The organism is Verrucomicrobiota bacterium (genome assembly GCA_019247695.1).
Classification (GTDB): Bacteria; Verrucomicrobiota; Verrucomicrobiia; order Chthoniobacterales; family JAFAMB01; genus JAFBAP01.
In genome coordinates this window covers 77926-103034 of record JAFBAP010000036.1, presented here as the reverse complement: position 1 = coordinate 103034, position 25109 = coordinate 77926, and the positions used below count along the sequence as shown (strand labels likewise).

The following is a 25109-nucleotide window of genomic DNA, read 5'->3' as shown; positions in this document are numbered from 1 at the left end:
GGGTGCAAAAGCTGGCGCAGCGCAGAGCAGCGGGCGTGCCAAGGCCTAAAAGAACCATAAAAAAGGGGTTTTACCAGAGGGGCGGGCCCGGGCCGGGCGGGCCCGGCCGGCCCCCGCTAGGCAAAAAGGCCCTGCCCCCGCCCTTCCGGACCCGGAAAATTTTGCCGGGGGTTCAAACGGTGGTGAATACCTGCCCGCATCCGGGTGGTCCCACTCGAGGCGGGTATATTCCGTTCTGCACACGCTCGTCTCGACCGGGCGGCGTCTTCGGCGTTGGCCTGTACGTGGCGTTCTTTCTTTTTCCCGAAGCGCCGCAGAGAAATGATTCGTTGCCTTCACTGGCGAGACTGGCATTTTGAGCCATCAACAAACCTGTGGACCCTCTATGAGCTCAGCAAAAGATCTTACCAAAGAACCGCCTCGCAGCCCGCGTGAGCGGCTCGGCACATACGTGATCCTTGGCCGTACGCTGGACAAAGGGCGTGCCCTGCTTGCCGGAAGCATCGGCGAGTACCACTATGATTGTCCTCTCGACAACATACTTTTCGGCTTCAAAGGCGTGACCGGAGACGAAGTGAAAAAGCTGCTGGAGGGCGGCGCCTCCGACGAGGACGTGCTCGCCTGGCTGGACGCGCACGGCACCCCAAAGAGTCGCGAAGAAGTCCGTGAATGGGCAGGCAAGGTCGAAGGAGCCCGGCCGTATGAGGATCCCGAGCGCAAGGAATGGTTTGCCGGCGAGTGCGCCAAGCTCGGTCTCGATCCGTCCGGAACGACGCTGTTTGACTGGCTGGAAGCCGACGACCGGGTCAGCTACGCGCGTTAAATCAACTGGGTTGTTAACGACGAGCGCAGGCCGAAGACGGCCGTTGTGCACCGGCATCTATTTCACAACCGGCATTTTAATCCCGACCCGTATTCGATAGCTCCACCACCACGGCACGACGCGGTCAGCCAGGATCCCAATCACTCGAAAGGGATGCGCGTCGCCCGCCAACTGTGCAAGGATCTCGCGAATGACGACCGGTAATGCCGGGCGGTATCGGTCATAGGTGTCGGCAAAGCCGGTGAACCTTTGGAGGTTCGCATTCATAGGTTAACCGGTGAAAACCCCGGCTGCGGGGGCCTGCTCCGAGGAGGCTGCGAGTTCCAGGATCCGGTCGTGAAAGCGCCGGAGCGTGCTTCGATGGCCGACGCTCACTACCGTGGGCCGCGAGGACGCCTGTTGCAACGCCCCATAAAGGTGAGCCTCCGCCGGTTCGTCGAGCGCCGACGTCGCCTCGTCCAAAAACAGGAGCGCCGGTTGGGCCAGAAGAACGCGGGCGAAGGCAAGCCGTTGTTGTTCACCGAGCGAGAGGCGTTGGGACCAGTTCTCAACGGTATCGAGCTCGCCGGCCAGCGCGCCCAGTCCTACCGCCTTGAGTACCGCCGTGAGCCGCGCCCGCGGGACGCTGCTTTGGGGTCCATCCCTGTCCGGGTAGAGCAACGCTCCAGCCAGAGTACCCAGCGGCAGGTAAGGCCGTTGCGGCACAAAGAACACGCGCCCTGCGCACAGCCGGATCTCGCCGCGTCCAAACGGCCAGATTCCGGCCAAGGCACGCAGGAGGGTGCTCTTGCCCGCACCGCTCGGCCCCGTGATCAACAGCGTTTGACCTTGACCCAAAGTGAAGCCGACGTCGCGCAACAGCGGCCTTCCGTCGGGCAGGTCGAGGTCTGTCCCTTGCACCGCTACGCCCTCCCCGTCACGGCGCACGACGAATGGCTGAGGTATATCGCCGGCTTGCCGGATCGCCTTCAGGCGGCGCTCAAAACCGTTTAGCCGTTCAGTCACCGCCTGCCAGGCGGCAATGTCGGTGTAGGAGGTAACGATGAATGAAAGCGCGTTCTGCACCGACGAGAAGGCATTGATAACCTGCATCAGCCCACCCAGAAGGATCTGCCGGGCAAAATACCGGGGCGCCACGACCACCACCGGGAAGATGACCGCGACTTGCGCATAACCTGAGGTCAACCAGGTCAGGCGCTTCTGGCGTTTCATAAGCTGCCAGAAATTCGCGACCACGCGGCTGAAGCGTTCTTCAAAAACGCCCATCTCGACCGACTCACCGCCGTAAAAGGCGACGCTCTCGGCGTTTTCCCGCAGCCGCACCAGGCTGTAACGAAAATCGGCTTCGAACCGTTGCTGGGCAAAGTTCAAGGGCACCAGCGGCCGTCCGATTTTAATGGTCAGCCACGTGCCGGCGCCCGCGTAAAGCAGGGCGGCCCAGACCAGGTAACCAGGCAGCCGGAAGGTTCCCAAAGGCCCCAGGGAGAGGTCGGCCGCGCCCGAGAGTCCCCAGAGGATAACGAGAAACGAAGCGAGGGAAACCACTGACGAAAGCAAGCCAAGCGACAAGCTCAGGACGTACCTGGTGAATTGGTTGAGGTCCTCAGCGATGCGCTGGTCGGGGTTATCGGGCTGCTGATTATCACCCTGCTGAGAGCTACGACCGGTCATGGTGCCCAGTTGCAATTGATAGTAAGCGCGGCCGGCAAGCCAGGCCTGGAGGTACCGTCGGGTCAGCCAGCGCCGCCAGCGGATCTGGAGCATCTGGTTGAGGTACAGGGCGTAGACGGCCATGGCGATGTAAGCGGCCGCCAGGATGCAAAATATGCCGAGTTGGTGGAAAAATTCGGGCCGGTCGAAAGCCTGGAGCGCGTTGTAAAACGCGCTGCTCCACTCATTGATGCGCACACTGATGTACACGTTGCCGAGGTTCAGCGCGATGACGGCCAGCAGCAGCCCCCAGGCTGACCATTTCTCTTCCGAGGTCCAGTATGGCTTGGCGAGCTGCCAGGCCTCGACAACCACCCTTTGCTTAAGTCTTGTCTCCATCTCAAACCTGATTCGCTACCCATTACGAATTACGGCGGCTCTGGTGACGCGTCCCTTACTCGAACGTTACAAACGCGACAGGTTTGCCTTGCGGACGGCCTGGTTTCTCCGCGTCAGGGTTGGACCGGTTGGCCGCCGGAATCGTGAGTTGTTGAGTTGGAGAAAACGGCTGTGCAGCCGCCTGCCGAAAGGCCCCGCTTCGTCCAGGTCAGTCAGGCCCAGACTTCCTCGGATAATTTACCGGCCAAATACCAGCCATAGAGCGCATGAAACTCCCACATCCAGCCCCGCTCGTGGCCGGCCAGCCGGGTGATCTCGACGGCCGCTACCCAGGGGCAGTCGCCAGGAAGGTCCATTGCCGGCCTCGCGGCGAACGCATCCGGACAGTCGAGGCTGAATCGTTCCACGGCCTGCGCCCACGTAAAGGCTTCGGCTACCTGCTCGAGGCAGACGCACGCCCAGCTCAGGCGGACCTGGCCCAGCCCCACCCGGTTCCGCCGGAATTCGAACGAGGCCCATTTTTCGTCCGGCTTGAGGGTGGTATAAAGCCAGTAATTGCTGTCGTACGCCATTTGGACGGGACCAGGCAGGAGCCGGGCGTGTTCAAATTCCGCCCAATGCCAGTCGGTAAAATGGCAGCGCTCACATTTCCTCACCTCGCCCGTGTTCATCGTGAGATGCCAAAGCCAGTCACGCACGGATTAGACTAACCCCGATTCCGCCGGGCTGCGAGGGAGGAGAAGCCGGCGCCGGCCCGGCTTTTCAGCACGGCACCACGGTGAAAGTGCATGCATTTCGGTTCTACGCAGATTTGGCGTTGCGCATCCGGTCCAATTTTATGTACCCTACAGGCCGCGCTGCCCATACACCTTATGCGCCATGCCCCTTACGAATGGCTCAACGCTTATCTCTCCGCTCATCTGGCGGAGTTAGAAGACGTCACGGCAACCCCGGAAGGGCGCACCAAAGCCGAGCGCTGGTTTAAAGCGTTGGTCGCTTATTTCGAAAGCCGCCGGCTCAAGACCTCGCGGCAGCAGAAAAATTATTTGTCGCAGGTCCGGAATGCCATCCGCCGCGCGCTCGGTGAGCACCACCCTGCGCTGGAGGTGGTGCGCTTCGATGAGGCGACCTGGCTGAAAATCAACGCACCGGCCCATGACCGGGTGGAAACGCGCAACCTGAACACCCGGTTCCTCCGGAACCCCGACGCGATTGTGGCCCGCGCCCAAGCGCTGCTTTCCGATAAACATTCCAACTGGGCTGACCTGGCGACCGGCCTGGCCGTGGCGACCGGGCGGCGAATCAGCGAACTGCTCGGCGCCGCGACGAAACTCGAGCTTAAAACCGATTACTCGGTCCGGTTTACCGGCCAGTTAAAACGCCGCCAGGACGGCTCCGGCAAGCCCTTCACTTTCGAGATCCCGACGCTGGTGCCCGCATCGGTGGTGATCGACGCATGGAAAGGGCTTCGCCTCAGGCTGGGTCCCGAAGCCCTCAGCCCCCGAGACCTTAACCAGCGGTTTGGCCGCCAGTGCCGTGAAGCCGCCGGTCGCCACTTCGCCGGCCTCATCCCCACCCGCGAAGGCGAGAACGATCTGTACATGCACCTGTTCCGGGCCATCTACGCCACCTTGGCCGTCCATTACTACTGCCCGCCGAGAATCAATCCCACGCTCTACAAGGCCGAGATCCAGGGTCACCGCATGATCGTTGATGCCGACGACCCTAAAGAACGGCGTTCCTATGCTGCTTCCCGGCATTACGACGATTACGCCATCGCCGACGCCCAAGGTAACCGGGACGGCCGCCAGGGACTCAGGCTGGGACAGCCCGGCGTGCAGATTCTCGAGGTCTTTCGCGCCCCGGTCAGTTCCGCCGCCGACAAGCAACCCGCCAGAAGCACGCCCATGCCCTCACCCAAGCCCACCCGCACCGCCCCGAACGCCACGCCCGCCAGGCGCACCAGGCAAGGTAAATCGCTCAAACGCTCGCCCGCACCCAAGACCCAACACTGGCGGGTGTCGGTTCCCGCCTACACGGCGCTCTCCCGAGACTGGAAAGGCAGCGCCGATGAGCCTCAACCTCGGGTGCTGGATCGCGTCCTCGCCTTCGCTCACGCCGCACGCGACCTGGCGCGCCACCTGGATTTCACCACGGAGCAAATGGACCCGGCAACGCTTTTGAACGCCTTCTCCGAGAACTTCCGGGCTCTCGGCGACCAAGCGCAAAAGGCCGCCGCGCGTCTGCAATCCCTCGAAAATCAGCAGCGCACCCAAAGAGAGACCGACCAGCAGAAGGAGCGCAAGCTGCAGTGCCAGGTCGAGGAGCTCGCGGCCGAACGCGACGCGCTCTCAGCTCGTCTCGTCGGCCTGCAACGCCAGCTGAAAGAGGCCGCGGCCGACACCGGTCCGCGCATCGAGTTGCTGCCAATCGCGCAACAACTGTTAGACTTATCCTCGCGAGCAGCCACCCTGGCTCCGCCCCAGCTTCAAGAAGCCCTCATGCGGCTCGCGATGGACGCCATCGCCCAGGCTGCGGGCCCTTCTTCGGCCACGTTTGCCCCCCCCGGCGCTTCAGCAGCCTTGCCCCAAGTCGACCCGGCCTTGCGGCCACGCGAAACCGCGCCGCCCGTCTCACCCGCCGAACCGGCCGCGGCGCCCGGCCCGGTTGCCACCCGGCGAACGCCTGCGCCGGAGATCGAACCCAAACCACCGCCTCAAGTCCTGACGCCCGCTCCCGCTGAAGCAACCGAACGGTCCGGCAGCGAAACCCCTTCGCCGTCTCCGGCCGCAGCCTCAACCCCCAACCGCCACACGTCGCAAGCCGGCGAGAAGCTCGCCAAAGCGCTCCGTTACCTGACCGACATCGACGAAGCCGCCGAAGCACGGGGCCAAAAATGGTTCGTCAGCGAGTCCCTGCTGGCTGACCTCACAGGCTGCTTTCGGCCTGCGGTAAAGCGCTTCGTCGCCGCCCGCCGCGAACAGATCGATGACTTCAACCGCCGCCACGGTTTGGGGTCAGGCCACAATCGTGGTCGCTCGCGTATGCAGCCGGATGCCCTTCCCGAGCTGATCAAAACATTCAAAGGTTCGGTGTTGCACCAGCCGGGTATTGAGCAGCCATTTTAGCACGCCCGGTTTCCGGGCCGGCAGGTATCGCCGTTAACGCAACCTGAAATCCGTTCGGGCGCTGCGGAACCGGTGTACCGGCCGCGAATGAGGTGGCATAATGCTGTTATGAGTCGCGCTAGCATATCTGCATGGGCAGCGCTCGCAATCGGTTTTGTGTCGCTGAGATCCCCCGCAAAAGCCGAGTTTGTCTACGTAGTGAACGGGGGCGGCGGCAACAACGTCTCGGCCTACCTGATCGATGCCGCCGGGGCCCTGACGTCCATTCCCGGCTCACCCTTCGCGGCGGGCAATCTACCCTCTTCCATGGTGATAGGTGGAGCGGACGAGTTCGCCTACGTGGTCAACGAGAGTAGCAACGACGTCTCCGCCTACCGCATCGGTACTGACGGAGCCCTGACGCCCGTCCCCGGCTCGCCCTTCGCAACGGGCGACAATCCGCACAGGATGGCGGTGGACCCCATGGGCAAGTTCGCTTACGTAGCAAACGCCGCCAGCAACGACGTCTCCGTCTACCGGATAGGCCCCGATGGGGGGCTGACGCCTGTTGCGGGCTCGCCGTTCACAGCAGGGCATTTTCCCCGTTCCGTCGCCGTAGATCCTACAGGTAGGTTTGTCTACGTCGCCAACGAAGTTAGTGACGACGTCTCGGTTTACCAGATCGCTTCCGATGGGGCGTTGACGCCCGCTCCCGGTTCACCGTTCGCGGTGGGAATCGGACCATTCGCCGTCGTCGTCGAGCCTGCGGGTAAGTATGTTTACGTGGTGAATGAAGGCGAGAACGACGTCTCGGCGTACCGCGTCGGTGATAATGGAGCCTTGCTGCCCGTTCCGGGTTCACCATTTGCAACCCGGAGCGATCCCCACGATATCGCCGTAGACCCATCCGGCAGGTTCGCCTACGTGGTAAACGAACTCAGCGATAACCTTTCGGCCTACCGCATCCTTACCGACGGGGCTTTGGAACCGTTGCCCGGATCCCCTTTTAGCGCAGGTCTTAGTCCCTTTTCTGTCGCCGTCAGCGCCAAGTCGAACTTCGCTTACGTGGCCAACAAATTTGGCGGGAACGTATCGGCCTACCGAATCGAGCCTGAAGGAACCTTGATACCCTTTGGCGGTTCACCCTTCGCTGCAGGCGCCCAACCTTGTTGCGTCGTCGCCGGCAAGGGCGGACACGGCGGGGAGTAAGGTGGCTGCGTATTTTGCGGGTAAGCCATCCTGACGGAACTTCCAATGGCTGCACTTGTCTCCTTCCTCCATCGCAAGCCTCCATCGCAAGCCACCCCAAGTATTTTCGGTTTCCCCCTTTCCTTCATATATGTGGCTGCTCCGGTGACAGGAATGGGATAAAGGGCGACAAAAACAGGCCATCCCAGCCCTCGTCGGCGATGAAAACGGGAAGAAGGCGACAACGACGGGAAACAGGCTGGGCAGCACCTGACCAGAGACACCTCGGCCAGGGTGACAAGAACGGGAACGGATGCGGCGCCGGGCTCAAGCGTCAAATCCGGGCAGATCAAAAACGCCTGACCGGCACACGCCGGGGCGTCTCCGGCGACAAATCCGGGAAAGGCCCGGACTCGGGCGCCCGTCCCCCGGGGGAAGTGCGCCTCCGGGATCCGCGCTTCGAGGGAATCGAGTCCCGGTTTTGTCACCCATCCCCGGTGCGGAAAGCCTTTTGCGGCCAGGGCCGGCCATTCCCTGCAGGCCTCTTCCCGTTCGTGTCACCGAACGCGTCTTTGGCGGCGCATTCTCCTCGGGAAACCGTCCCGTTCGTGTCACCGATGCCTTCGTCTGATGATGTCGGCGCGAATCAGGAACCGAAGGCAGGCTCTTTCTCCCGGGCAAAGCGTCCCATTCTTGTCACCGACGAGGGCGCTGGGGCCTGCGGCCCGTTCGTCCCGTTCTTGTCGCCCATCCCGTTGCAGCTCGGTATGAGAATGGGAAAATGGCAAGACCTGGGGCGGGCCGCCTTGGAGGCACGAGTGAAGCCGGGGTGGCCGGAGTTCCCGTTTACGGAGTTCCCGTTTATGTCGCCGGTTTTGCGTGCTGCCCCCCCGATCCTGCAAAGCCACGCCGGGAAAAGCCGGGAAAAATGAAATTTAACCTTTAAAATAAAAGTTGCGACCCGATTAATCCCGGCCGGGACCGGTATCGGTGACACGAACGGGACGATTTCCCGAGGAACTTGACAGGCCGAAGGGGCGGATCGGTGACAGAAACGGGAAACGGGAAAAGCGCTTGCAGTTTTCGGCGCCGTTTAGCCTTATACTTGGGATGCGCGAACGACGTCGCAAACAGGTCGCCGTGATCCATAACGAGCTCGCGCGCGCTCGGACGGAACTCACGGCCCTGGGCTACCGTTTGGTCATCATGCTGGCGGTCAAGGCCACGCAAGAGGGAGACCTTGTTACCCACCGGTTGCGCGTGAAAGACTACATGGCCGGGCTGGGGCTGGCCGGCCGTTCCGCGTATGAAACGCTCGAGCGGGCTGCCGATGAAATGATGCGGTCGTTGGTGGAAATCAACAACCCGGTGGATGGATCCCGAACCAAATTTCAAATCTTTTCGTACGCAAAGTATTGGGATCACCAGGGCATCATTGAGCTGCGTTTCCACGATGAAATGCGGCCTCTTCTGGTCCAGCTGAAGGAACACTTCACGCAGGTGCCGCTGGATGTCTTCCTCAGGCTCAAGAGTTCCTACGCGATGCGCATGTACATGTACGTCCGCTCCTGGAATCCGCGGGACGTTCGTAACCAGTTGCCCGTCTGGGAGTTTACCCTGGAACGGGCTCGGAGCTTCCTCGCGCTGAAGGGTTCAGCTTACGATGAACCGAAACACATCGCAGTGATTCTTAAACGCGCGATGCGCGAACTGAACGAGCGCGCCGACGTGACTTTTCGGTACGACCCGATCAAAGAAGGCAAGCGCGTCGTCGGTTGGTCCTTCCGGGCCATTCCGAACACGCCTACAATGACGCTGCCGTCCGGTGCTGCGGCCGCCAAACGCCGGGAAGAACTGTACGAACAGGAACAAGCGGCAAAACTGAGCCGGAGTTCCACAGCTCGTCTGGAGAGTGCCCGAAAGCATTGGGAGGACGCCGACGATGAGCAGCGCCGGGCGTGGTTGGCTCAATTCCCCGGGGCATGGCGTCTACCGGCGGATCCGACCCGGCCCGGAGCGATCCTGCTCTCCAACCTTGCTGAATTGCTTGAGCGGGATCAAAATCCTTCCCTGCCGGGCATAATGACGCTGTGACTTTCCTGGGGCGCCGGCAGGGTAGGCTGAAACCTACCTTGCCGAGGTGGTGTGAGACCGGCTTCGTGGTCCGTTGCGGACGGGTGGAAGGCTGACCTGGGCCTATGCTTTTGCTTTACGCACCTGCTCCAGAGCTGCCGACGCAACGGCGTCCACCGTAAACCCAAACTTCTTCTGCAGCTCTTTTAACGGCGCGGAAGCCCCGAAGGTCTTCATGCCGATGCGTTCGCCTTCCAAGCCGACGTAGCGTTCCCAACCGAACCGGGCTGCCTTTTCCACCGAGACTCGTGCTTTGATGGCTGCCGGTATTACGGATTCGCGATATTCTGCGTCCTGTTTTTCGAACAATTCCCACGACGGCATGCTCACCACGCGCGCCTCGACCCCTTGCTGTTTCAGCGCCGCTTGGGCTTCCACGCAAAGGGGTACCTCGCTGCCGGTTGTCAGCAGCAGGACGTCAGGTTTGCCGTTCGAGGCTTCCGAAAGGATATAGGCACCCCGCCGCAAACCCGAGGCAGGCCCGAACTTGGACCGGTCCAGCGTAGGCAAGGCTTGGCGGCTTAAAATGAGCGCCACCGGTTCGTGTTGCTGTTCCATGATCACACGCCAGGCTTCAGCCACTTCATTGGCATCGCCGGGCCGGATGACGATCAGGCCGGGGATCGCCCGTAATGAGGGTAGGTGTTCAATCGGTTGATGGGTGGGCCCGTCTTCGCCCACGCCGATGGAATCGTGGGTGAAAATGTGGATGACCGGCAGTTCCATGATCGCCGCCAGGCGCAAGGCCGGCCGGCTATAGTCGCTGAAGATCAGAAAGCCCGCCCCGAACCCTCGGAGCTTCGCGAGCGCCAACCCGTTCAGGGCGGCCCCCATGGCGTGTTCGCGGATACCAAAGTGGAGATTTCTGCCTGAGAAGGCATTCCGGCCGATATCGCCCTGACCGCTAAGATAGGTTTTGGTCGAGGGCGCCAGGTCGGCCGCGCCGCCGATCAGCCAAGGATGCCGTTTGGTGATGGCGTTTAACACCTTTCCGGAAGAGTCCCGAGTGGCCAGCCCCTTCGGGTCCGCCGGGAAGGTGGGGATGTCGGCATCCCAGCCCTTCGGCAGCTCCCGGCGTTGGATTGAGAGCGTTTCGCCCGCCAGGTCCGGGTACTGCTTTTCGTAGGCGCTGAACAGCCCCATCCACTGGTTACGCAGCGCCGCCCCGCGTTGCCCGACTTTGGCTTTGAAATCCTCCAGCACTTCCGGGGGCACCAGAAATTTGGCGTCCTCCGGCCATTGGTAACGGCGTTTGGTCGCCCGGATTTCTGCGTCCCCGAGAGGTTCGCCGTGAGCCGCGGCGGTGTCCTGCTTGGTCGGGGCGCCGTAGGCGATGTGGCTGTCGACGATGATGAGGGTCGGGCGATCGGTGGTCTTTTTGAAATGCTCGAAGGCTTCCCGCAACAGGTCCAAATCATTGGCGTTCGACACCCGCTGTATGCTCCAGCCATACGCTAGAAACCGCCCGGCCACGTCTTCGGAAAAAGCTAAACTGGTGTTACCCTCGATGGTGATGCGGTTACTGTCGTAGATCCAGCAGAGATTAGACAGTCGGAGGTGACCCGCGAGAGAGGCAGCTTCGCTGCTGATACCTTCCATCATGTCCCCGTCGCCGGCGAGCGCGTACACGTCGTAGTCGAACAGGGTAAAGTCGGGGCGGTTATACCGTTCGGCCAGCCACTTGCCGGCCAGCGCGATTCCCACACTGGTAGCCACCCCCTGGCCCAGGGGCCCTGTGGTCGTCTCCACCCCGGAAGTCCAGCGGTACTCCGGGTGGCCCGGGCATTTGCTCTCCAGTTGCCTGAAGTGCTTGAGGTCTTCCAGCGTCACGGAGAGTTCGCCTAAGGTTTCGTATTTTCGGTTAACCGCCTTAACACCGGCCAGGTGCAACATGGAATACAACAAAGTCGACGCGTGGCCCGCCGAGAGAATAAAGCGGTCACGGTTAGGCCAGATCGGATCTTCAGGGTCGAATCGCAGGTAATCCTGCCACAGCACATAGGCTACAGGCGCCATGGCCATCGGGGTGCCTGGATGGCCCGAGTTCGCCTGCTGGACGGCATCCATGCAGAGTGTCCGGATCGTGTTGATTGAGAGAGATTCTATGTCGGGCATATTCCGAAGTTTTAGGACGGTCGTCGTCCTAGGGTTGCATTCTCCAACGCCGCCGGAGGTACGCCCTCCGATGATGAAGCGTTGGGGTAGTATGGATGATACCGCGACTGGAGACCAGGACAAAGCAGGCGCCCGTCATTTGTGGCATTCAACAAAGCGGTTGCAGACCGATTATCGTTTGCGACCCTTAATCAACCGGCGACGAGTTCCTGGATTTGGCTGCTGATGGCTTAACCGGTTCGTACAAGCCTCTCCAGCTTCCGGGTCTGGAGCGCCGGCATCTGAACGTAAACAGGGAAACAAGGAATGGGATTATGGTGAACAGAAAAGGTCTTGGCAAACCGGTCGATGAGAGGGATGCCACCATGGGCCGGTTACTCGACGGCGTGCGCCGCTTCCACGCGCAGGCTTTTCCGCAACGCCGCCAGCTCTTCCAGCGGCTTGCGCGGGCTCAACAGCCTGAAACGCTTTTAATTACGTGCGCGGATTCGCGTGTGGTGCCTGAACTGTTCACCCAGACCGAGCCGGGCGAACTCTTTCTCTGCCGCAACGTAGGTAATGTGGTGCCGGCATACGGCGCGGCGCTGGGCGGCGTGTCGGCAGTGATCGAGTACGCGGTGGTGGCGCTGGAAGTTAAAAGTATCGTGATCTGCGGTCATTCGGATTGCGGGGCGATGAAGGCGCTGGTCCGCCCGGAAAGCCTGGCCGGCATGCCGACGGTAGGTTCGTGGCTGCGGCACGCCGCGGCAGCGCACAGCGTCGTGCGTGTCCGGTACCCTGATCTGGACGGCGATGCCCTGGTGCAAGCCTTGGTCGAGCAGAATGTCCTCACTCAGTTGGATCATCTGCGGACTCATCCCTCCGTGGCGGCCCGATTGGCTGAAGGCCGGCTCGGCGTGCACGGCTGGACTTACGAGATCGGTACCGGGACGGTGGCGATGTTCGACCCGGCTGCGGGCCGGTTCGTTCCGCTGAAAACGGCGGCCGGCAAAGACAGCAAAACCAAGCGGGGCCAGGCGCCGGCTCCCGAAGGCGAACCTGACCAGCCCATTGGAGACAGTACGAACGGCAAAAAATCCGCCCGCAACCGGCGCCGGGAAACGGCGCGGTCCAAACCGGCCTGAATCTATCCTTCCGGCACCGGGGCGGCCTCGGCAGCCGCTGCGTCTGCGGCCCGATCCTTGCTGCGCATCAACGCCGCAGGCAGCAACGGCAGGAGAACCACTACGATCGCCGTCGTGCCCGCATTAAGGAGGACGAGGCTGGCGAACGGCCATTGGTGGTCCGCCAGGTGCGAGCCGACGATATCGGCGCCGAAGACGGCGACATTGCGGATCGAAAGCATCAGGGAGTACCCGAGGCCTTCGCATCCCGCAGGCGTTGCCCGTGCCGCAAGGTCCAGCAAGGCCAGTTCGGCGAGGGTAAAAAAGAACCCGTTCTGCGATTCGATGAGGATCGCCCGCGTCCACGTTGAATAGAAAAGGTAAAGAAGCGTTCCAACCGCCGCCGTTACGACCCCGATGAACAGTATGATGCGGATCGGGACCCGCTTGATCAGCCGGCCGTATACGACTGCCGCCAGAATTCCAAAGGCGCCACTGAAGATGCCGAGATTTCCGATGGCCTGCTTCGAGAAGTGCAGTTCGTCGGTTTGCCGGTAGAAAAGCGGCGTCGAAAACCCGGGTGAAAAGTAGAAGCACGCCATGAACAGCAATGCCATCCAGAGATTTCTTGAGCGGAAAATGGTCCTCAGCTGCTGGCCGGCGTTGTGAAAAACCTCGTGACCCCGGCTTTTGGCGACGCTCTGCTCCCTTAGGAAGATGTACGCGACTGGAAAGATTGATAACACGACGGCCGCGTTTGCGCCGGTCGCCCACATGAATCCTACGGTTGCCAACAAGCCGCCGAGCGGTCCCTGAATGAGACTGCAAACGTTGGATACTAACACGCGCTGGGCCGTCAGGCGGCCGGTGGCGCCCATGCTTTGGCCTGCCTCGACGAGAAATGCACCGACCACCGTTGAGGCCATCACCATGAAAAGATTCACGATCATGGCGCCCCAGAGCAGGGCGTCGTACTTAGGCGGCAGGAAAGTCATGCCGATCCAGCTCGCACAGGCCAGCGCCGAGCTGATCAGCAGGTAATACCGCCGCCGAGTCCCGAAAAGCGGGAACGCATCGGTGAGAATACCGGCAAACGGCTTCAGGTACCAGGCCAACCCGCACCAGAAAAAGAACGCCGCCATTTGCTCACGAGTGACGCCGGCATCATTCTTCAGGAGAAATTGCAAAGGGAGCCTGCCCAATACCTGCGGCTGAGGGAGCGTGGTGGCAAAAATGCCGAAGGTGATGATGAGCCCGAGGTGAACCAGGTTCCGATCTGCGACTTTTGTCCGGAGGTTAGCGGATGATGCGGCTTCGTGCATGTTCGCCTTACCTGTATCCTGAGTGCGGCGAGAATCCAAACAATCGCGGACCCGGTCCATGATCCGTTCGAGTGACGCCTTAAACGCGCTTGTGAAATTCCTGGACAATCGGATGATGTTACCAGATAGCCCCCCTGACCGCGAAACGAGGCTGTCATTCTGAGACCCGCCGGCAGGGAAACGGAGCCCCTACTCTCATGCCGGATGCATTCAAAGCAGCGCGAGACTTCCTCCTCGCGCATCGTACGAATTATGAGGTTGCCTGCCGGGAATTCCAGTGGCCCGAGCTGGATCGCTTCAACTGGGCCCTTGACTGGTTTGATCGCATTGCGGCCGGCGAAAGGGCTGAGCAACCAGCGCTCTGGGTTGCCTTCGAGGACGGGACGGAAACGATTCTTTCCTTTCGCGAACTCTCCGAACGGTCTTCCCGGGTCGCCAACCATTACCGGCGCCTTGGCATTCGGCGTGGCGATCGTGTTCTGCTCATGCTGGGAAACGTTCCGCCTTTATGGGAGGCGATTCTAGCCCTGATTAAACTCGGGGCCGTGATTCTGCCGACCGCACCCCTGCTCAGCCGGGACGATCTGGTTGACCGCCTGGAAAGGGGGCGGGTGCGCCACCTCGTGTGTGCCGCAGATTGCGTTTCGAGGTTTGAACACCTCGGGACATCCTGTACGCGCGTGGTGGTCGGAGGCCCGGCGCCGGCGTGGCATGCGCACGAGGATGGGTACGGTGCACCGGCCGACTTTGAGCCGGAGGCAGAAACACGGGCCGAGGATCCGATGCAGCTTTATTTCACCTCGGGTACGACCTCAAAGCCGAAACTCGTGCTGCATACCCACGTCACCTACCCGGTAGGCCACCTTTCAACCATGTATTGGATCGGCGTGCGTCCCGGCGACGTACACTGCACGATCGCATCCCCCGGCTGGGCAAAACACGCCTGGAGCTGTCTTTTTGCGCCCTGGAACGCCGAGGCGACGATCTTCGTTTTCAACCAGCCGCGTTTCAACGCGCGCGGGCTGCTCGAAGCGCTTGCCCGTGCAAAGGTGACGACCTTCTGCGCTCCGCCCACCGTGTGGCGAATGCTGGTCACCCAGCCGCTCACTGATTACAAGACGCACCTGCGCGAGGTGGTGAGCGCCGGCGAACCGCTCAACCCGGAGATCATCGACCAGGTCCGGGCCGCCTGGGGACTTACCATCCGTGAGGGTTACGGCCAGACGGAAAGCACCGCCGTCGCGGGCACTTCTCCGGCGCAGCCCGCCAAATCGGCATCGCTGGGCAGACCACTGCCCGGTTTCAAGCTGGTTTTGCGGGATTTTTCCGATCGGGAGGCGAACGAAGGTGAACTCTGCGTCGCGCTCGAACCGCGCCCCGTGGGGCTCATGCCCGGGTACCAGAAAGAGGATGGCACCCTGGCCCCGCTTGTCGGGCAGGTTCACCGGACAGGCGACGTCATGTCGCGCGATACCGAGGGTTACCTTGCGTTCGTGGGCCGGGCCGACGACCTCTTCAAGGCGTCCGACTATCGCATCAGCCCCTTTGAACTGGAAAGCGCGCTGATCGAACACCCCGACGTGGTCGAATGCGCGGTGGTCCCCTCGCCTGACCCTGTCCGGCTGGCCGTGCCCAAGGCTTTTGTCATGCTCAGGCCGGGCGTCGAGCCTTCACCTGAGACCGCACGCTCGATCTTTCAGCATATCCGTAAAACGCTCGCGCCGTTCCATCGCATCCGGCGAATCGAATTTTCAGACCTGCCGAAAACGATCTCGGGCAAGATCCGCCGCGTTGAGTTACGCCACCTTGAGGCGGCTAATGTGCAGGATGGAATACGGCCGGCCTTCGAATATCGAGAAGAAAACTTCCCGGAATGAAAACCATCGACCGTCCGTCCGGCAGCGATCGGATCGCGCAGATCAAGAATGTTATCCGCGTCTCCAGCGGCAACTTCCTGGAGATGTATGACTTCATTGTGTTCGGGTACTACGCCAGAGCGATCGGGCGCACATTCTTTCCCGTCGAGAACCCGTACGCTTCGCTGATGTTGTCATTGATGACTTTCGGGGCCGGGTTTTTGATGCGGCCGGTCGGCGCGATTGTCCTTGGGGCGTACATCGACCGGTATGGCCGGCGTGCGGGCCTCCTTCTGACGCTGGCGTTGATGTCAATCGGGACCCTTACCATCGCCTGCTTGCCCGGGTACGCGACGATAGGTTTGTTCGCGCCGTTGCTGATTCTCTTGAGCCGGCTGCTGCAAGGGTTTTCGGCAGGAGTGGAGCTGGGGGGTGTTTCGGTCTACCTGGCGGAAATCGCGACGCCCGGCCACAAAGGCTTCTACGTCAGTTGGCAGTCAGCGAGCCAGCAGGTGGCGGTGATGGTGACGGCGCTGCTGGGGGTCATTTTGAGCGAGTTGCTCCCGCCACCTACGATGGACCGCTGGGGTTGGCGCGTTCCGTTCCTGGTCGGCTGCCTGATCATTCCCCTGCTCTTCCTGTTGCGGCGATCGCTGGCGGAAACCGAAGCCTTTCAGGCGCGCAAGCGTCACCCGACTATGTCCCAGATCATCAGCACCCTGGCCGCCAATTGGACCATCGTGCTGGCGGGCGTCATGCTGGTGGCCATGACCACCGTTTCCTTCTACCTGATTACCGCGTACACGCCGACCTTCGGCCAAAGCGAACTCCACCTTACGTCCGTGGCCAGCCTGATTGTCACGTTGTGCGTGGGGCTCTCCAATTTCATCTGGCTGCCGGTTATGGGTTCCGTCTCGGATCGATTCGGGAGGAAACGCCTTTTAATCATTTTCACGGTGCTGGCGTTGTTAACCGCCTACCCGGCCGTGCTGTGGCTGACCGCGCAGCCATCCTTCGGGCGCTTATTGCTGGTGGAACTCTGGCTGTCGTTTGTCTATGCAAGCTACAACGGCGCCATGGTGGTAACCTTGACGGAGATCATGCCGGCAGACGTCCGCACCACCGGATTCTCGCTCGCTTACAGTCTCGCGACGGCTTTTCTGGGCGGGTTTACTCCGGCGATCTGTACCTATCTTATTCACACCACCGGGAACCGGGCTATGCCGGCGGTGTGGATGTCATTTGCGGCACTGCTCGGTCTGATCGCCGCCCTGGTCATTCCCCACCCGGAAGACGCATCGAATTGAGGGCATGATTATGCTCGGCAGGGGTTCAGCCGGTAAACAGCTCCGTGCCGATGTGATCGCCCAGAATCCGGTAGCTCTCCCATTGGGCGTCGTCGAAGAATTGATTGGCTGTCGACTGGTTTGGAAAGGCGGGATTTGCCGCCGAATACTGGAGCACATCAACCGGTTCATCGCCTGTGAGGCCGGCTTTAACCAGGAGCAGCCAACCGGGTTGGCCGGGCGCGTCGGAGTAGGTGATCCTGGCCAGCGCGGCATGGTGCGAACTGGTGCGCGCAAGGGTCTGCCGCGGGCCGAGGGCGTCCGGGTCAAGCCATCCCTTGATCCAGGTTGGGATCATGAACGGCGCCCCGGCAATGTCCAGCGCCGGCCAGCCCGCCTTCCCTGCCTGCCGGGCCGCGGTAGGGTCAAGCCACACGATTTCAGCGCAAAAGTCTAAACGTACCAAGCGGGTGAGCAAGGCAAGGTCGTCGAATCGATAGGTCGGGTCCTCGCCCCCATCCACCATAATGGTAAACGGGACCCGGCGGCGAACCAGTTCGTAAACGCCGTAAAGTTCGAAGTGCCCGCCGTCCGTCAGGTACCAGAGCCGGCGGGAAGGACCGGTAAAATAGCTTCGCCACTCGTCCAGGATCGTGCTTTGGGTTCGCGAAAGCGTGGCCGGCAGCGTTTTGATGCGCCGCCACAGCGGCATGGGATAACGTCCAGGCCGTTCGCCCGTGGCGATGCCGCTATTCCACCAATAGCCAAGGCGAACGTTAGTGAGGCCTAGAAGGAGGGATATAGGCAGGCTGGTGACACGGCCCAACCCGGTACTGACTGCTGCACCCGAAATGGCAATCCACTGCCCGAGCCGTACCGACTCAACTGCGGCCGGCTTTCCATCCTTCCGGCCGAATACATGAAAGCCGCTCGGATCCGCGGTGGCCGGGAGCGGTTCCAGGGCCGTTTTGTATCCTGGGTGGTAAGCCTCGTTCTTTTCCAGTCGATGCACCGCACGCTGCTCAATCCCGGCGCCGGCGTTGCTTGCATCAACCCACAACGCATGGAACCGGCGGCCGACGCTGATTCCTTGTGGTCCGATGCACATTGCGAGTCCCTTGCGCTCGCGGATATCGCGCTGCGCCGCTACATCGGTCGTTTCGTTGAGGCAGACATTAATCAGGTGCAACGGGCCGCCATGTTGCTCGGGATGGTACTGGTGGTAGAACAGGTCATCCCCCGGATGCGCCAGGTCTACCTCCAAGGGCGTCGCCGTGCCGGGCCTGTAGATCCGGTCGGGATTTGAAGCCCCGAGGAACGTCCGCGTCAGGCGCGCGGCGTAGGGGGCATTAAGCGTGGATAAGTTTAGAAAGCTGAATGCACGTCCGATGGCAAGGGAAAAGGCGAGGGCTGTGAAGAACATCCACACACCAATCCTGTGTCCTGCATCGAATGCGGTATGCACCAGAACACCGACCACAAACAAAAGGAAACCCGCCAGGGGAAAGGCCAGGAGCGCGGCCATCCAGTCGAAGCTGGTGGAGCTTCCCGCCGGATGAGCATTCGATTTATGGCTCAGCTTCACGGCGATGATTCTTAGCAAGGGTAAAAAGGGGCCGAGCACCATCACGATGCTTGTCAGTGTCATCGCCAAGCCGTTCGCGGCGGCGCTGCGGGCGAGCGTATCGAGCATGACCCACAGGACGGTTGCGACAAAGATTAACAAGACCTCACCTATCGAGCGCGTCAGCCGGTTACGGATCACGATGCCCCGCTCGGTGGCCTTTGTGCCTGCCGGCGGGCTCCACCGCGCCGCTTCCTGCCAGAGATACGCCAAAATGAGCACGGCGATGGCGCTGCCGGCCCACGGAAGTGCGCCGGGCAGGGTCAACGCGGCGATCGCCCCGGCAAGAAGGATCATCCACGCGAGCAGAGGGTAGAACGGGTGCGGACCGGCTGCTCCCGGCCTAGGAGCCAGCCAGAAGCCAAGCGAGGTGGGAAGAATTGCCAAGGCGAATACCGCGACAGGCAGCCACCACCACGGGCTGAGGGGAATGTTTCCAAGCATCGGGCGATAAGAAAACGGGTGAGCCCCGATGGCATTCGCAAGCCATCGCAGGCCGCCGAAGACGACCAGCAAAAGGGTGCCGATAACCAAATGCACCGCAAACAAATTCCGCCAGAATTCCGCCAGGTTTTGTCGCAGATCAGTCAGACCGGCCCCGGCGATGTAGTTGGCGTACGACCGCAACCATTGGATTTCCGCCGAACTCGGGTCTTTCAAGATGTCCTGGACGCGCCCGGCCTTGTCTTTAATATCGCCTGTGAGCCTGGTGTAGAGCCTGCCGAGGAACCCGCCGGTATAACCGCCCCCCGAAACCGTGGAGAGGAGGTCGACGTGACGGAGTCTGTCTTTGCGTGCCAGAGCCTGCAGCACCCCGAGGCAAAACGTCGCGCTCCGGATGCCGCCGCCGGAAAAGGCCAATCCCACCGTGTCGGCGGGTAAGCGCCTTTGCGCACCGGGCACCGGCCCTGCAACCCCTGCCGGAGCGGTACCAGGCTCTTGCGCCGCGGTGCGCTTCGGGACCGGAATGCTGGCAACAACCCTGGCTTTCTCTCTCCGCTCATGAATGGCGGCAGCTTCCTTGCTCGCCAACGCGCCGGGATACGCTTGTGAATCGGCGAGGATGACGTCCGCCGCCTTTTCGCTGATCATGAAGACGGGTGTGACAATGAAGTAGCCGGGAATTTTTGGGAATACAGAGGCATCCACCACCCGCAGCCCTCGAACCCCGTGAACCCTAAACCTGCTGTCGAGCACCGCGTTTTTATCGCAAAGCCGGCTCGTGTCCTCTTGCCAGGCGTCTGAACCCATGCGGCACGTGCCGCAGGCATGATGTCCCCAGGCTTCATTCTGAATCCAGTCCTTCAAAGGATTGCTGTCATCCGCCTTATCTTTTCCCGGCTGGACTTCATCCTTGAACGGTGTCTTGGGATGTCCGTTGATTTTGCGCACCAACTTGACGGCATGAGCGAGCGCTTGGACATCCTTCTCCCATCCGGCCGGACCTTCCCTGAACGAGGCAAAAATAATCTCCGGCTGGTCAAACGGTGAGTCTGATCGCAAACGAACCGTTCCGCCGTTGTTATGGGTGTACGCCTTAAGGATGATCCAGCTCCACAGGTCAGTCTGCGTCACTCCCGCACCTGCCGTGCGATATAGCAACTCTTTTGACCATCCCCAATAGTAGCCGCGGAAGGCGGCAGAAGCGCCGAAGATGAAGAGATCAGGTTCCGGATGCGGTTCGGCTCCGGAGCGGTTCATAATTGCCAGCGTACCGCCGTTCGTCGTGTACAGGCCGGTGCCCGTCCTCAACCACTCCTGGAGTGCCGGGTCCTGGGCATCATCGGGGTCAAAGGACACGCCCTTCAGCGTGGAGAACTCCTCGCCCAGCGTGCTGACCACGCTGACTTCATAGCGGTCCTGGAGATTCAGACCTACGCCCGGAAGGTTGATGGCGGGCGCGATCTCCGTCGTCCCATCCTCGCCGCGGAGCTTGGTGATCTGGTATTTGTCCAGATGGGAAACCTCACCAATTCCGCTAAGCATCAATAATTGCGGTGTATTAAAGGCGCCGCCGCAGACGATTACCTCCTGACTTGCGAAGTAACGCCGGCGAGGCACGCTCGTGGCGTCTACCCTCGCCTTCTCGCTTGCGTCATAAAGGTGCCGGCCTTCAGCTATCTCTACCCCGATCGCGCGCGGAACCTCACCGCCCCCGTTTTCGAAGAGAATTCTGGTTGCGTGGACGCCGGTCCTGATGACCAGGCGGTCGGGAAGCAGGTCGCACGTCTCCAGCAGTCGTTCACGCACGCCGACGCGCCTGGTGCCATCGGTTCCGATCGGAATGAAAGCAATACCTTCGGGTTTTTCCCGGCGATTGTTCCGGTCATTGGGATCGAGGAACTCCAACAGTCGCAATTGAGCCAGGGCGCGTTTCAGCAGCGGAACGGTGCGCTTTCGGCCCAGAAAAGACGCGGCAGCTTCGAGGAGAACCTGCCGGAAGGTGCGGTCTCCCTCCCCGATTTTGGCTACCAGGTCCGGATTGATAAAGCTCGTCGGCTGCCAGCCGTCGAACCCGTGGCCACCGGTGTCCTGAACGGCGTGGGGGTTAATCAATCTTACGAGCCAGCGCAAGGCTCCGTAAATCCAGACGAGGATGCGCTGGAAATATTTCTGATAGGCCGATCGATAGAGGCACTTTTCAAGGCGGGTAAAGTATCCCTGCATCTGTTCCGCCCCCCAGGAATCATCGCCGGTAAGCTCCGCGATCTCGTCCCAGTCCCGATCGTTAGGAGCGATGATGATCATGGCATGGTGGGCGGTGCAACCGCCCAGAGCCGCGCATCTGGGGTAGCAGATCCCTCCCTTGCCGGTGCCGCCGTTTCTGGATGGATCGTACTTCTCGTTGTACTTGCTGTCTTGTTCCTGCCGTTTGTCGTTCGCATAATGCCGGACCGAGAAGGCCCAGCTCATCTCGGGATCTTCGGTGGCTGCGGCGTGGCAGCCGGGCACCTGGTGAACCTTGCGAAAATTCTTCGGGTCAATCACCGTCGGGTACGGCGGGTCGCCCATGCTTGCGTCCGGCAGCGCGGGATCCCCGCCGGCTTCGAGAACCAGAACGCGCCTGCCGGCGCGCGCCAGACGCGCAGCGAGTGGCCCTCCGCCCGCGCCGGAACCGACGATTATATAATCGAACGGGGTTGTTTCGTGAGTCGTAGCCCGGTCGAGAAGCTCCTGGCGGGATGGTGTAGGTGCAGTTTGCGCATCCATGTCCTGTTAGGGTTAGGTAAGGTGCGGGCGCTACAGTGTTTTCAGAAAGGCAATCAACTGATTTTTCTCGTCGTCCAACAGGGCCTCGCCGAACCAATGGCCGCGGTCGAGCACAAAGTCCGGGCACTTGCTTGCTTTCAGCAGGGGCAACCCGGCTTCCTTTTCAAAGGCATGCAGCGCGGGTTTGCCTTTCAGATGGTGTTTCCGGACCAGAAGGATGCCCCGCACCAGCGCGGTTCCGGCGTTGAGTGTTACCTCGGGCGGAGCCTCGGGATTAATGTTCATCAGCAAATTTACCGGCGTACCTTCCGGGATCGGTCCAAACTTCAAATCACCGAATCCACCGTTGACAAAGCGATCGGCGGCGTAACCGATCCCGAGACTCAGCAGAATGAGAACCCCGAGGACGATGCGCCCTGCCAGCCGGGACGGCGTGCCGAACCAGAGCCAGAATGCAAAGGCGAGCGCGACTGCCGGTACAAGCCACACAACCCAGTATACCCGGTCAAGACGGCTCACGACGATGCCGGCCGCGGTAATCAGCGCGACCAGGGTCAGCACCAGCGCCACGTGACGGGGCCGCCCCCACCAGGCCAGCAGGGCGAGCAACACCGCCACCAGCAGCCACAGGTAAAGGGTAAGAAACGGCGTCCAGAACGGGCCGGTGAGGCCTTCGATCAACTCCCTGATAAACGGCCCGGGAATGTTGATCCAGGTGACCTGGGGCGTGCGATAGATGAAGCCCGGATCGCCTGAAGTGAGCTCCGGCTGTCCCCAGCGCAGGTCTCCCGGTGCATGATTCGCATCCGGGACCCGTCTGGAATTCCAGAGAAGTTTCCTGATGCCGTCGTCAAAGGCTGCGAGGCGGCCCTCGACCGACGGCTTTTGGTTGTAAAGCCCCAGCGCGTTGTTATGCAGGTACGGCGCCGTTGCCCAGAGGCTCACCAGTGAGGCCGGTCGATAATAGCCGACGCCACCGCCGGGCGGGTAATAGACATCGTTAAAACCCAGGCTGTCCGGCTGTACGCCGGAGTAGGGGTTGTAGAAGCGTACCGGTCCCACTGCCGGCAGATTTTTGTAGTCTTCGGACGAGAAGTTGTCCCAGACCTGACCACGCATGCCGTTTGTGGCCATGGCCCGCCCCGAATTGGTGCCTACGAGGGTGACCGGTACCCGGATATCAGTCGACAAGAAGTTATCTTCGAGGAACGCGTCTTTTCCAAGCGCCGGTTGCCCGGCCAAGGCGGAAATACGCCGAACGTATTCCTCGTACGCCGGGCTTCTTTTGAACGCCTCCCATTCCGCAAAACCCATCGGAAGGGTGAAGCGGGCGGGTTGGCCCGCCTGCGGCGGCGCGGCACTCGCCCAACGGCGGGAGAATTCAAGCTGGAATCCATCCGGTTGCTTGCTGGAGTGACAAATCGCACAATTGTTCAGGAACACCGTGCGGCCTTGTGCGGCAGCAGCCTTTTCCTGATCCAGCGTGGCTTTGATCTCTTTGACCCCTGGGGCGTCGTCATTTACGTTTGCGAGGTGCATCGGGGCCGTGGTCGCGTTTTCCACCGCAGGCGGGTCGCCGGCTCGGTCGTTCCTCAGCGTGAAAAATGCCGTCAGGTATGGAATACGGTATCGTTCCGACGTTCGCCAATACACCGAGTTCGCACGGCAGGTAGCAATCCCGAAAGGCTTCTGGGGCTTAAAGCCGATGATCGGGTTATGGCACCGGCTCCATTCTTCGTAGAATGTACCGATGTTCAGGTAGACGCGGCAGAGCGCTCCGAACACGCCGATGCTGTCAGCACCGTCCAGGAGCACCCGCGGCGTGTGCCGCGGGTCGGTAAGCGGAAACCCGTCTTCAGCGCCCGGTTCAAGCAAATTGGTGGTAGATTGTTGCTCCGGAGGATTCTTCCGGGCTCGCTCCAGACGGGCCGGGACTTGGAAAATCGCATTGATCGTATTTGCGTTGTTGATGTGGTCGGTGCTGACCAGAGAGGTATCAATGGTGCCCGGCTGCTGGCTCGCGATGAAATGGTAGAGAAAATTGTCTTCCTGCGTGAGGTTCGCGAATGCCTTCGTGGGCCTCCAATACTGGTTGCCGATGATCGAAGATAGATTCTTCCATTCCGGCTTTTCCGGATCCTGAGGCGGGTTAAGCGGATGCGGCCCGATGTGGCAAAAGGCGCAGCTCATGCTCGGGCGGAACGGGCGTACCAGCTTGGGATCGGAATAAACGTTCGGGTCGGTATAGTAGGCGTCTGGTCGGTTCGATTTCGTGACGCGCTGCTCCCAATAACCGCGTGCCCTTTCCGCGGCGGGCGTGCTGCCGAAAAAGTCGGGATTGGGAAACAGGCGTAATCCGACGACGCCGCTCGGGTAGCCGTACACGTTGTAGTCCACCCCATCCTTTGGCAGCGCCTGCACGACCTCCTCGTACCCCTTGGGATCACCCGGTTCGAACAGGGCCAGGCGCCGGTGCCCCGGGGGCGGTTCAGGAGGGCGGATCAGCGGTTCCCCTTTGGCATCCAGCTTTTCATCGGGTGGCTTGAGGCGGATAGCCTCCCCGTCCGCCTCATCCAGGTACAGGCCGAGAATCCGTTTTGCCGGGTCGGTTTGCGATTTCATTCCGGGCTGGTTGATCAGCCCGTCTTCATGGAATCGATGCTCGCGTTTGCGTGAGTCCAGGAGGATCAGAAAATCCACCAGCCCATAACCACGCTCCTGCAGCCAACCCCAGAAAGCCTCGTTGCCTTCGCCCCACAGCATCCAGGTATTCTGGCCGCGGATCGCATTGCGCCCCGGATCGTCGACCTTGCTTCCAGTCGGATCTGCATGGTACTGAAGCGGTTCCAGTTTCCCGCCGGGCCCGCTCGCCACCTGGTCTACCTCCCAGAACAGATTCCGAGGTTCAGCCGGGAAGCATTCCTCGACCCGTTTGGCCACCGGCGTCCCGAGCGCGGTGTGCCCACTCTGCGCCTCGTCCTCCGGTGCGTTCGGGTCGGGCTTGGTCAGAAACCGCTCCCAACCGGGTTTCGAAGCCGGGACATGAGCCGCTCCAGGGTACTTGAGCGAATCCGGGGTCTGCGCCGCCGCGAAGCCGGCAAGCCAGCAACCCAGGCCCACGACCTCCAGAACGAACGTCAAAAGCCATCGCGGCAAAATGCGTTTGCAATTCGTCGTGAAGGAATGACTTCCGGCTGCCGCCCGTTTGACATCCTTTGAGCTTGGGAGGTGAGAAAACGCATCTGAAGCTTGCATAGAGACTTCCAAAAAATCCGTTCATCGCGCACTGCATG

General features: G+C 61.2%; 14 protein-coding genes. 7 read left to right on the top strand and 7 right to left on the bottom strand.

The genetic code is table 11. The annotated features are described in order from the left end of the window. The first annotated feature begins 385 nt into the window (after window positions 1-385). Window positions 386-823 carry a DUF5069 domain-containing protein gene (locus JO015_04410; GenBank protein MBV9998340.1) on the top strand — a complete coding sequence of 146 codons (438 nt, stop codon included), beginning with the start codon at window positions 386-388 and terminating at the stop codon, window positions 821-823. Window positions 824-880: 57 nt separating this feature from the next. Here JO015_04410 and JO015_04405 read toward each other — a convergent pair whose 3' ends face one another. The 3 genes from JO015_04405 to JO015_04395 form a co-directional block, all read right to left on the bottom strand. After that, window positions 881-1090, bottom strand: coding sequence for a hypothetical protein (locus JO015_04405; GenBank protein ID MBV9998339.1), 210 nt, complete (start codon window positions 1088-1090; stop codon window positions 881-883). 3 nt (window positions 1091-1093) lie between these two features. Next, window positions 1094-2872: an ABC transporter ATP-binding protein/permease gene (locus tag JO015_04400; protein ID MBV9998338.1), complete on the bottom strand. Its 1779-nt coding sequence runs from the start codon at window positions 2870-2872 to the stop codon at window positions 1094-1096. 212 nt (window positions 2873-3084) lie between these two features. Continuing rightward, the gene (locus tag JO015_04395) at window positions 3085-3543 is read right to left on the bottom strand and encodes a hypothetical protein (protein MBV9998337.1); all 459 of its coding nucleotides are present in this window, start codon (window positions 3541-3543) and stop codon (window positions 3085-3087) included. Window positions 3544-3744: 201 nt separating this feature from the next. On the opposite strand from JO015_04395, the gene JO015_04390 reads away from it, so the two are divergent. The 3 genes from JO015_04390 (at window position 3745) to JO015_04380 (ending at window position 9261) form a co-directional block, all read left to right on the top strand. Next, on the top strand, window positions 3745-6000 hold the full coding sequence (locus JO015_04390; GenBank protein ID MBV9998336.1) for a hypothetical protein: 2256 nt from the start codon (window positions 3745-3747) through the stop codon (window positions 5998-6000). 108 nt (window positions 6001-6108) lie between these two features. Then, window positions 6109-7188, top strand: a complete 1080-nt coding sequence (locus JO015_04385) for a beta-propeller fold lactonase family protein (GenBank protein MBV9998335.1) — start codon at window positions 6109-6111, stop codon at window positions 7186-7188. A 1089-nt stretch (window positions 7189-8277) separates the two neighbouring features. Beyond that, window positions 8278-9261, top strand: a complete 984-nt coding sequence (locus JO015_04380) for a replication initiation protein (GenBank protein ID MBV9998334.1) — start codon at window positions 8278-8280, stop codon at window positions 9259-9261. 102 nt (window positions 9262-9363) lie between these two features. Here JO015_04380 and tkt read toward each other — a convergent pair whose 3' ends face one another. Next, on the bottom strand, window positions 9364-11415 hold the full coding sequence (tkt, locus tag JO015_04375) for a transketolase (protein ID MBV9998333.1): 2052 nt from the start codon (window positions 11413-11415) through the stop codon (window positions 9364-9366). A 365-nt stretch (window positions 11416-11780) separates the two neighbouring features. On the opposite strand from tkt, the gene JO015_04370 reads away from it, so the two are divergent. Next, window positions 11781-12539, top strand: a complete 759-nt coding sequence (locus JO015_04370) for a carbonic anhydrase (GenBank protein MBV9998332.1) — start codon at window positions 11781-11783, stop codon at window positions 12537-12539. 2 nt (window positions 12540-12541) lie between these two features. On the opposite strand, the gene JO015_04365 is transcribed toward JO015_04370, so the two are convergent. Further along, on the bottom strand, window positions 12542-13840 hold the full coding sequence (locus JO015_04365) for an MFS transporter (protein ID MBV9998331.1): 1299 nt from the start codon (window positions 13838-13840) through the stop codon (window positions 12542-12544). A gap of 197 nt (window positions 13841-14037) precedes the next feature. Between JO015_04365 and JO015_04360 the strand changes: the two genes are divergently transcribed. Together JO015_04360 and JO015_04355 are read left to right on the top strand one after the other, a co-directional pair. Then, on the top strand, window positions 14038-15717 hold the full coding sequence (locus JO015_04360; protein ID MBV9998330.1) for an AMP-binding protein: 1680 nt from the start codon (window positions 14038-14040) through the stop codon (window positions 15715-15717). Then, window positions 15714-17003, top strand: coding sequence for an MFS transporter (locus JO015_04355; protein ID MBV9998329.1), 1290 nt, complete (start codon window positions 15714-15716; stop codon window positions 17001-17003). The genes JO015_04360 and JO015_04355 overlap by 4 nt, the downstream gene beginning before the upstream one ends. Window positions 17004-17028: 25 nt before the next feature. On the opposite strand, the gene JO015_04350 is transcribed toward JO015_04355, so the two are convergent. Continuing rightward, window positions 17029-21816 carry a GMC family oxidoreductase N-terminal domain-containing protein gene (locus JO015_04350; GenBank protein ID MBV9998328.1) on the bottom strand — a complete coding sequence of 1596 codons (4788 nt, stop codon included), beginning with the start codon at window positions 21814-21816 and terminating at the stop codon, window positions 17029-17031. A gap of 30 nt (window positions 21817-21846) precedes the next feature. After that, the gene (locus JO015_04345; protein ID MBV9998327.1) at window positions 21847-25071 is read right to left on the bottom strand and encodes a hypothetical protein; all 3225 of its coding nucleotides are present in this window, start codon (window positions 25069-25071) and stop codon (window positions 21847-21849) included. Window positions 25072-25109 lie beyond the last annotated feature (38 nt).

Excerpts from the sequence above, each read along its gene's own strand:
- JO015_04410 (MBV9998340.1), top strand. The coding sequence starts at position 386 with ATGAGCTCAGCAAAAGATCTTACCAAAGAACCGCCTCGCAGCCCGCGT.
- JO015_04405 (MBV9998339.1), bottom strand. The coding sequence starts at position 1,090 with ATGAATGCGAACCTCCAAAGGTTCACCGGCTTTGCCGACACCTATGAC.
- JO015_04400 (MBV9998338.1), bottom strand. The coding sequence starts at position 2,872 with ATGGAGACAAGACTTAAGCAAAGGGTGGTTGTCGAGGCCTGGCAGCTC.
- JO015_04395 (MBV9998337.1), bottom strand. The coding sequence starts at position 3,543 with ATGAACACGGGCGAGGTGAGGAAATGTGAGCGCTGCCATTTTACCGAC.
- JO015_04390 (MBV9998336.1), top strand. The coding sequence starts at position 3,745 with ATGCGCCATGCCCCTTACGAATGGCTCAACGCTTATCTCTCCGCTCAT.
- JO015_04385 (MBV9998335.1), top strand. The coding sequence starts at position 6,109 with ATGAGTCGCGCTAGCATATCTGCATGGGCAGCGCTCGCAATCGGTTTT.
- JO015_04380 (MBV9998334.1), top strand. The coding sequence starts at position 8,278 with ATGCGCGAACGACGTCGCAAACAGGTCGCCGTGATCCATAACGAGCTC.
- tkt (MBV9998333.1), bottom strand. The coding sequence starts at position 11,415 with ATGCCCGACATAGAATCTCTCTCAATCAACACGATCCGGACACTCTGC.
- JO015_04370 (MBV9998332.1), top strand. The coding sequence starts at position 11,781 with ATGGGCCGGTTACTCGACGGCGTGCGCCGCTTCCACGCGCAGGCTTTT.
- JO015_04365 (MBV9998331.1), bottom strand. The coding sequence starts at position 13,840 with ATGCACGAAGCCGCATCATCCGCTAACCTCCGGACAAAAGTCGCAGAT.
- JO015_04360 (MBV9998330.1), top strand. The coding sequence starts at position 14,038 with ATGCCGGATGCATTCAAAGCAGCGCGAGACTTCCTCCTCGCGCATCGT.
- JO015_04355 (MBV9998329.1), top strand. The coding sequence starts at position 15,714 with ATGAAAACCATCGACCGTCCGTCCGGCAGCGATCGGATCGCGCAGATC.
- JO015_04350 (MBV9998328.1), bottom strand. The coding sequence starts at position 21,816 with ATGGATGCGCAAACTGCACCTACACCATCCCGCCAGGAGCTTCTCGAC.
- JO015_04345 (MBV9998327.1), bottom strand. The coding sequence starts at position 25,071 with ATGCAAGCTTCAGATGCGTTTTCTCACCTCCCAAGCTCAAAGGATGTC.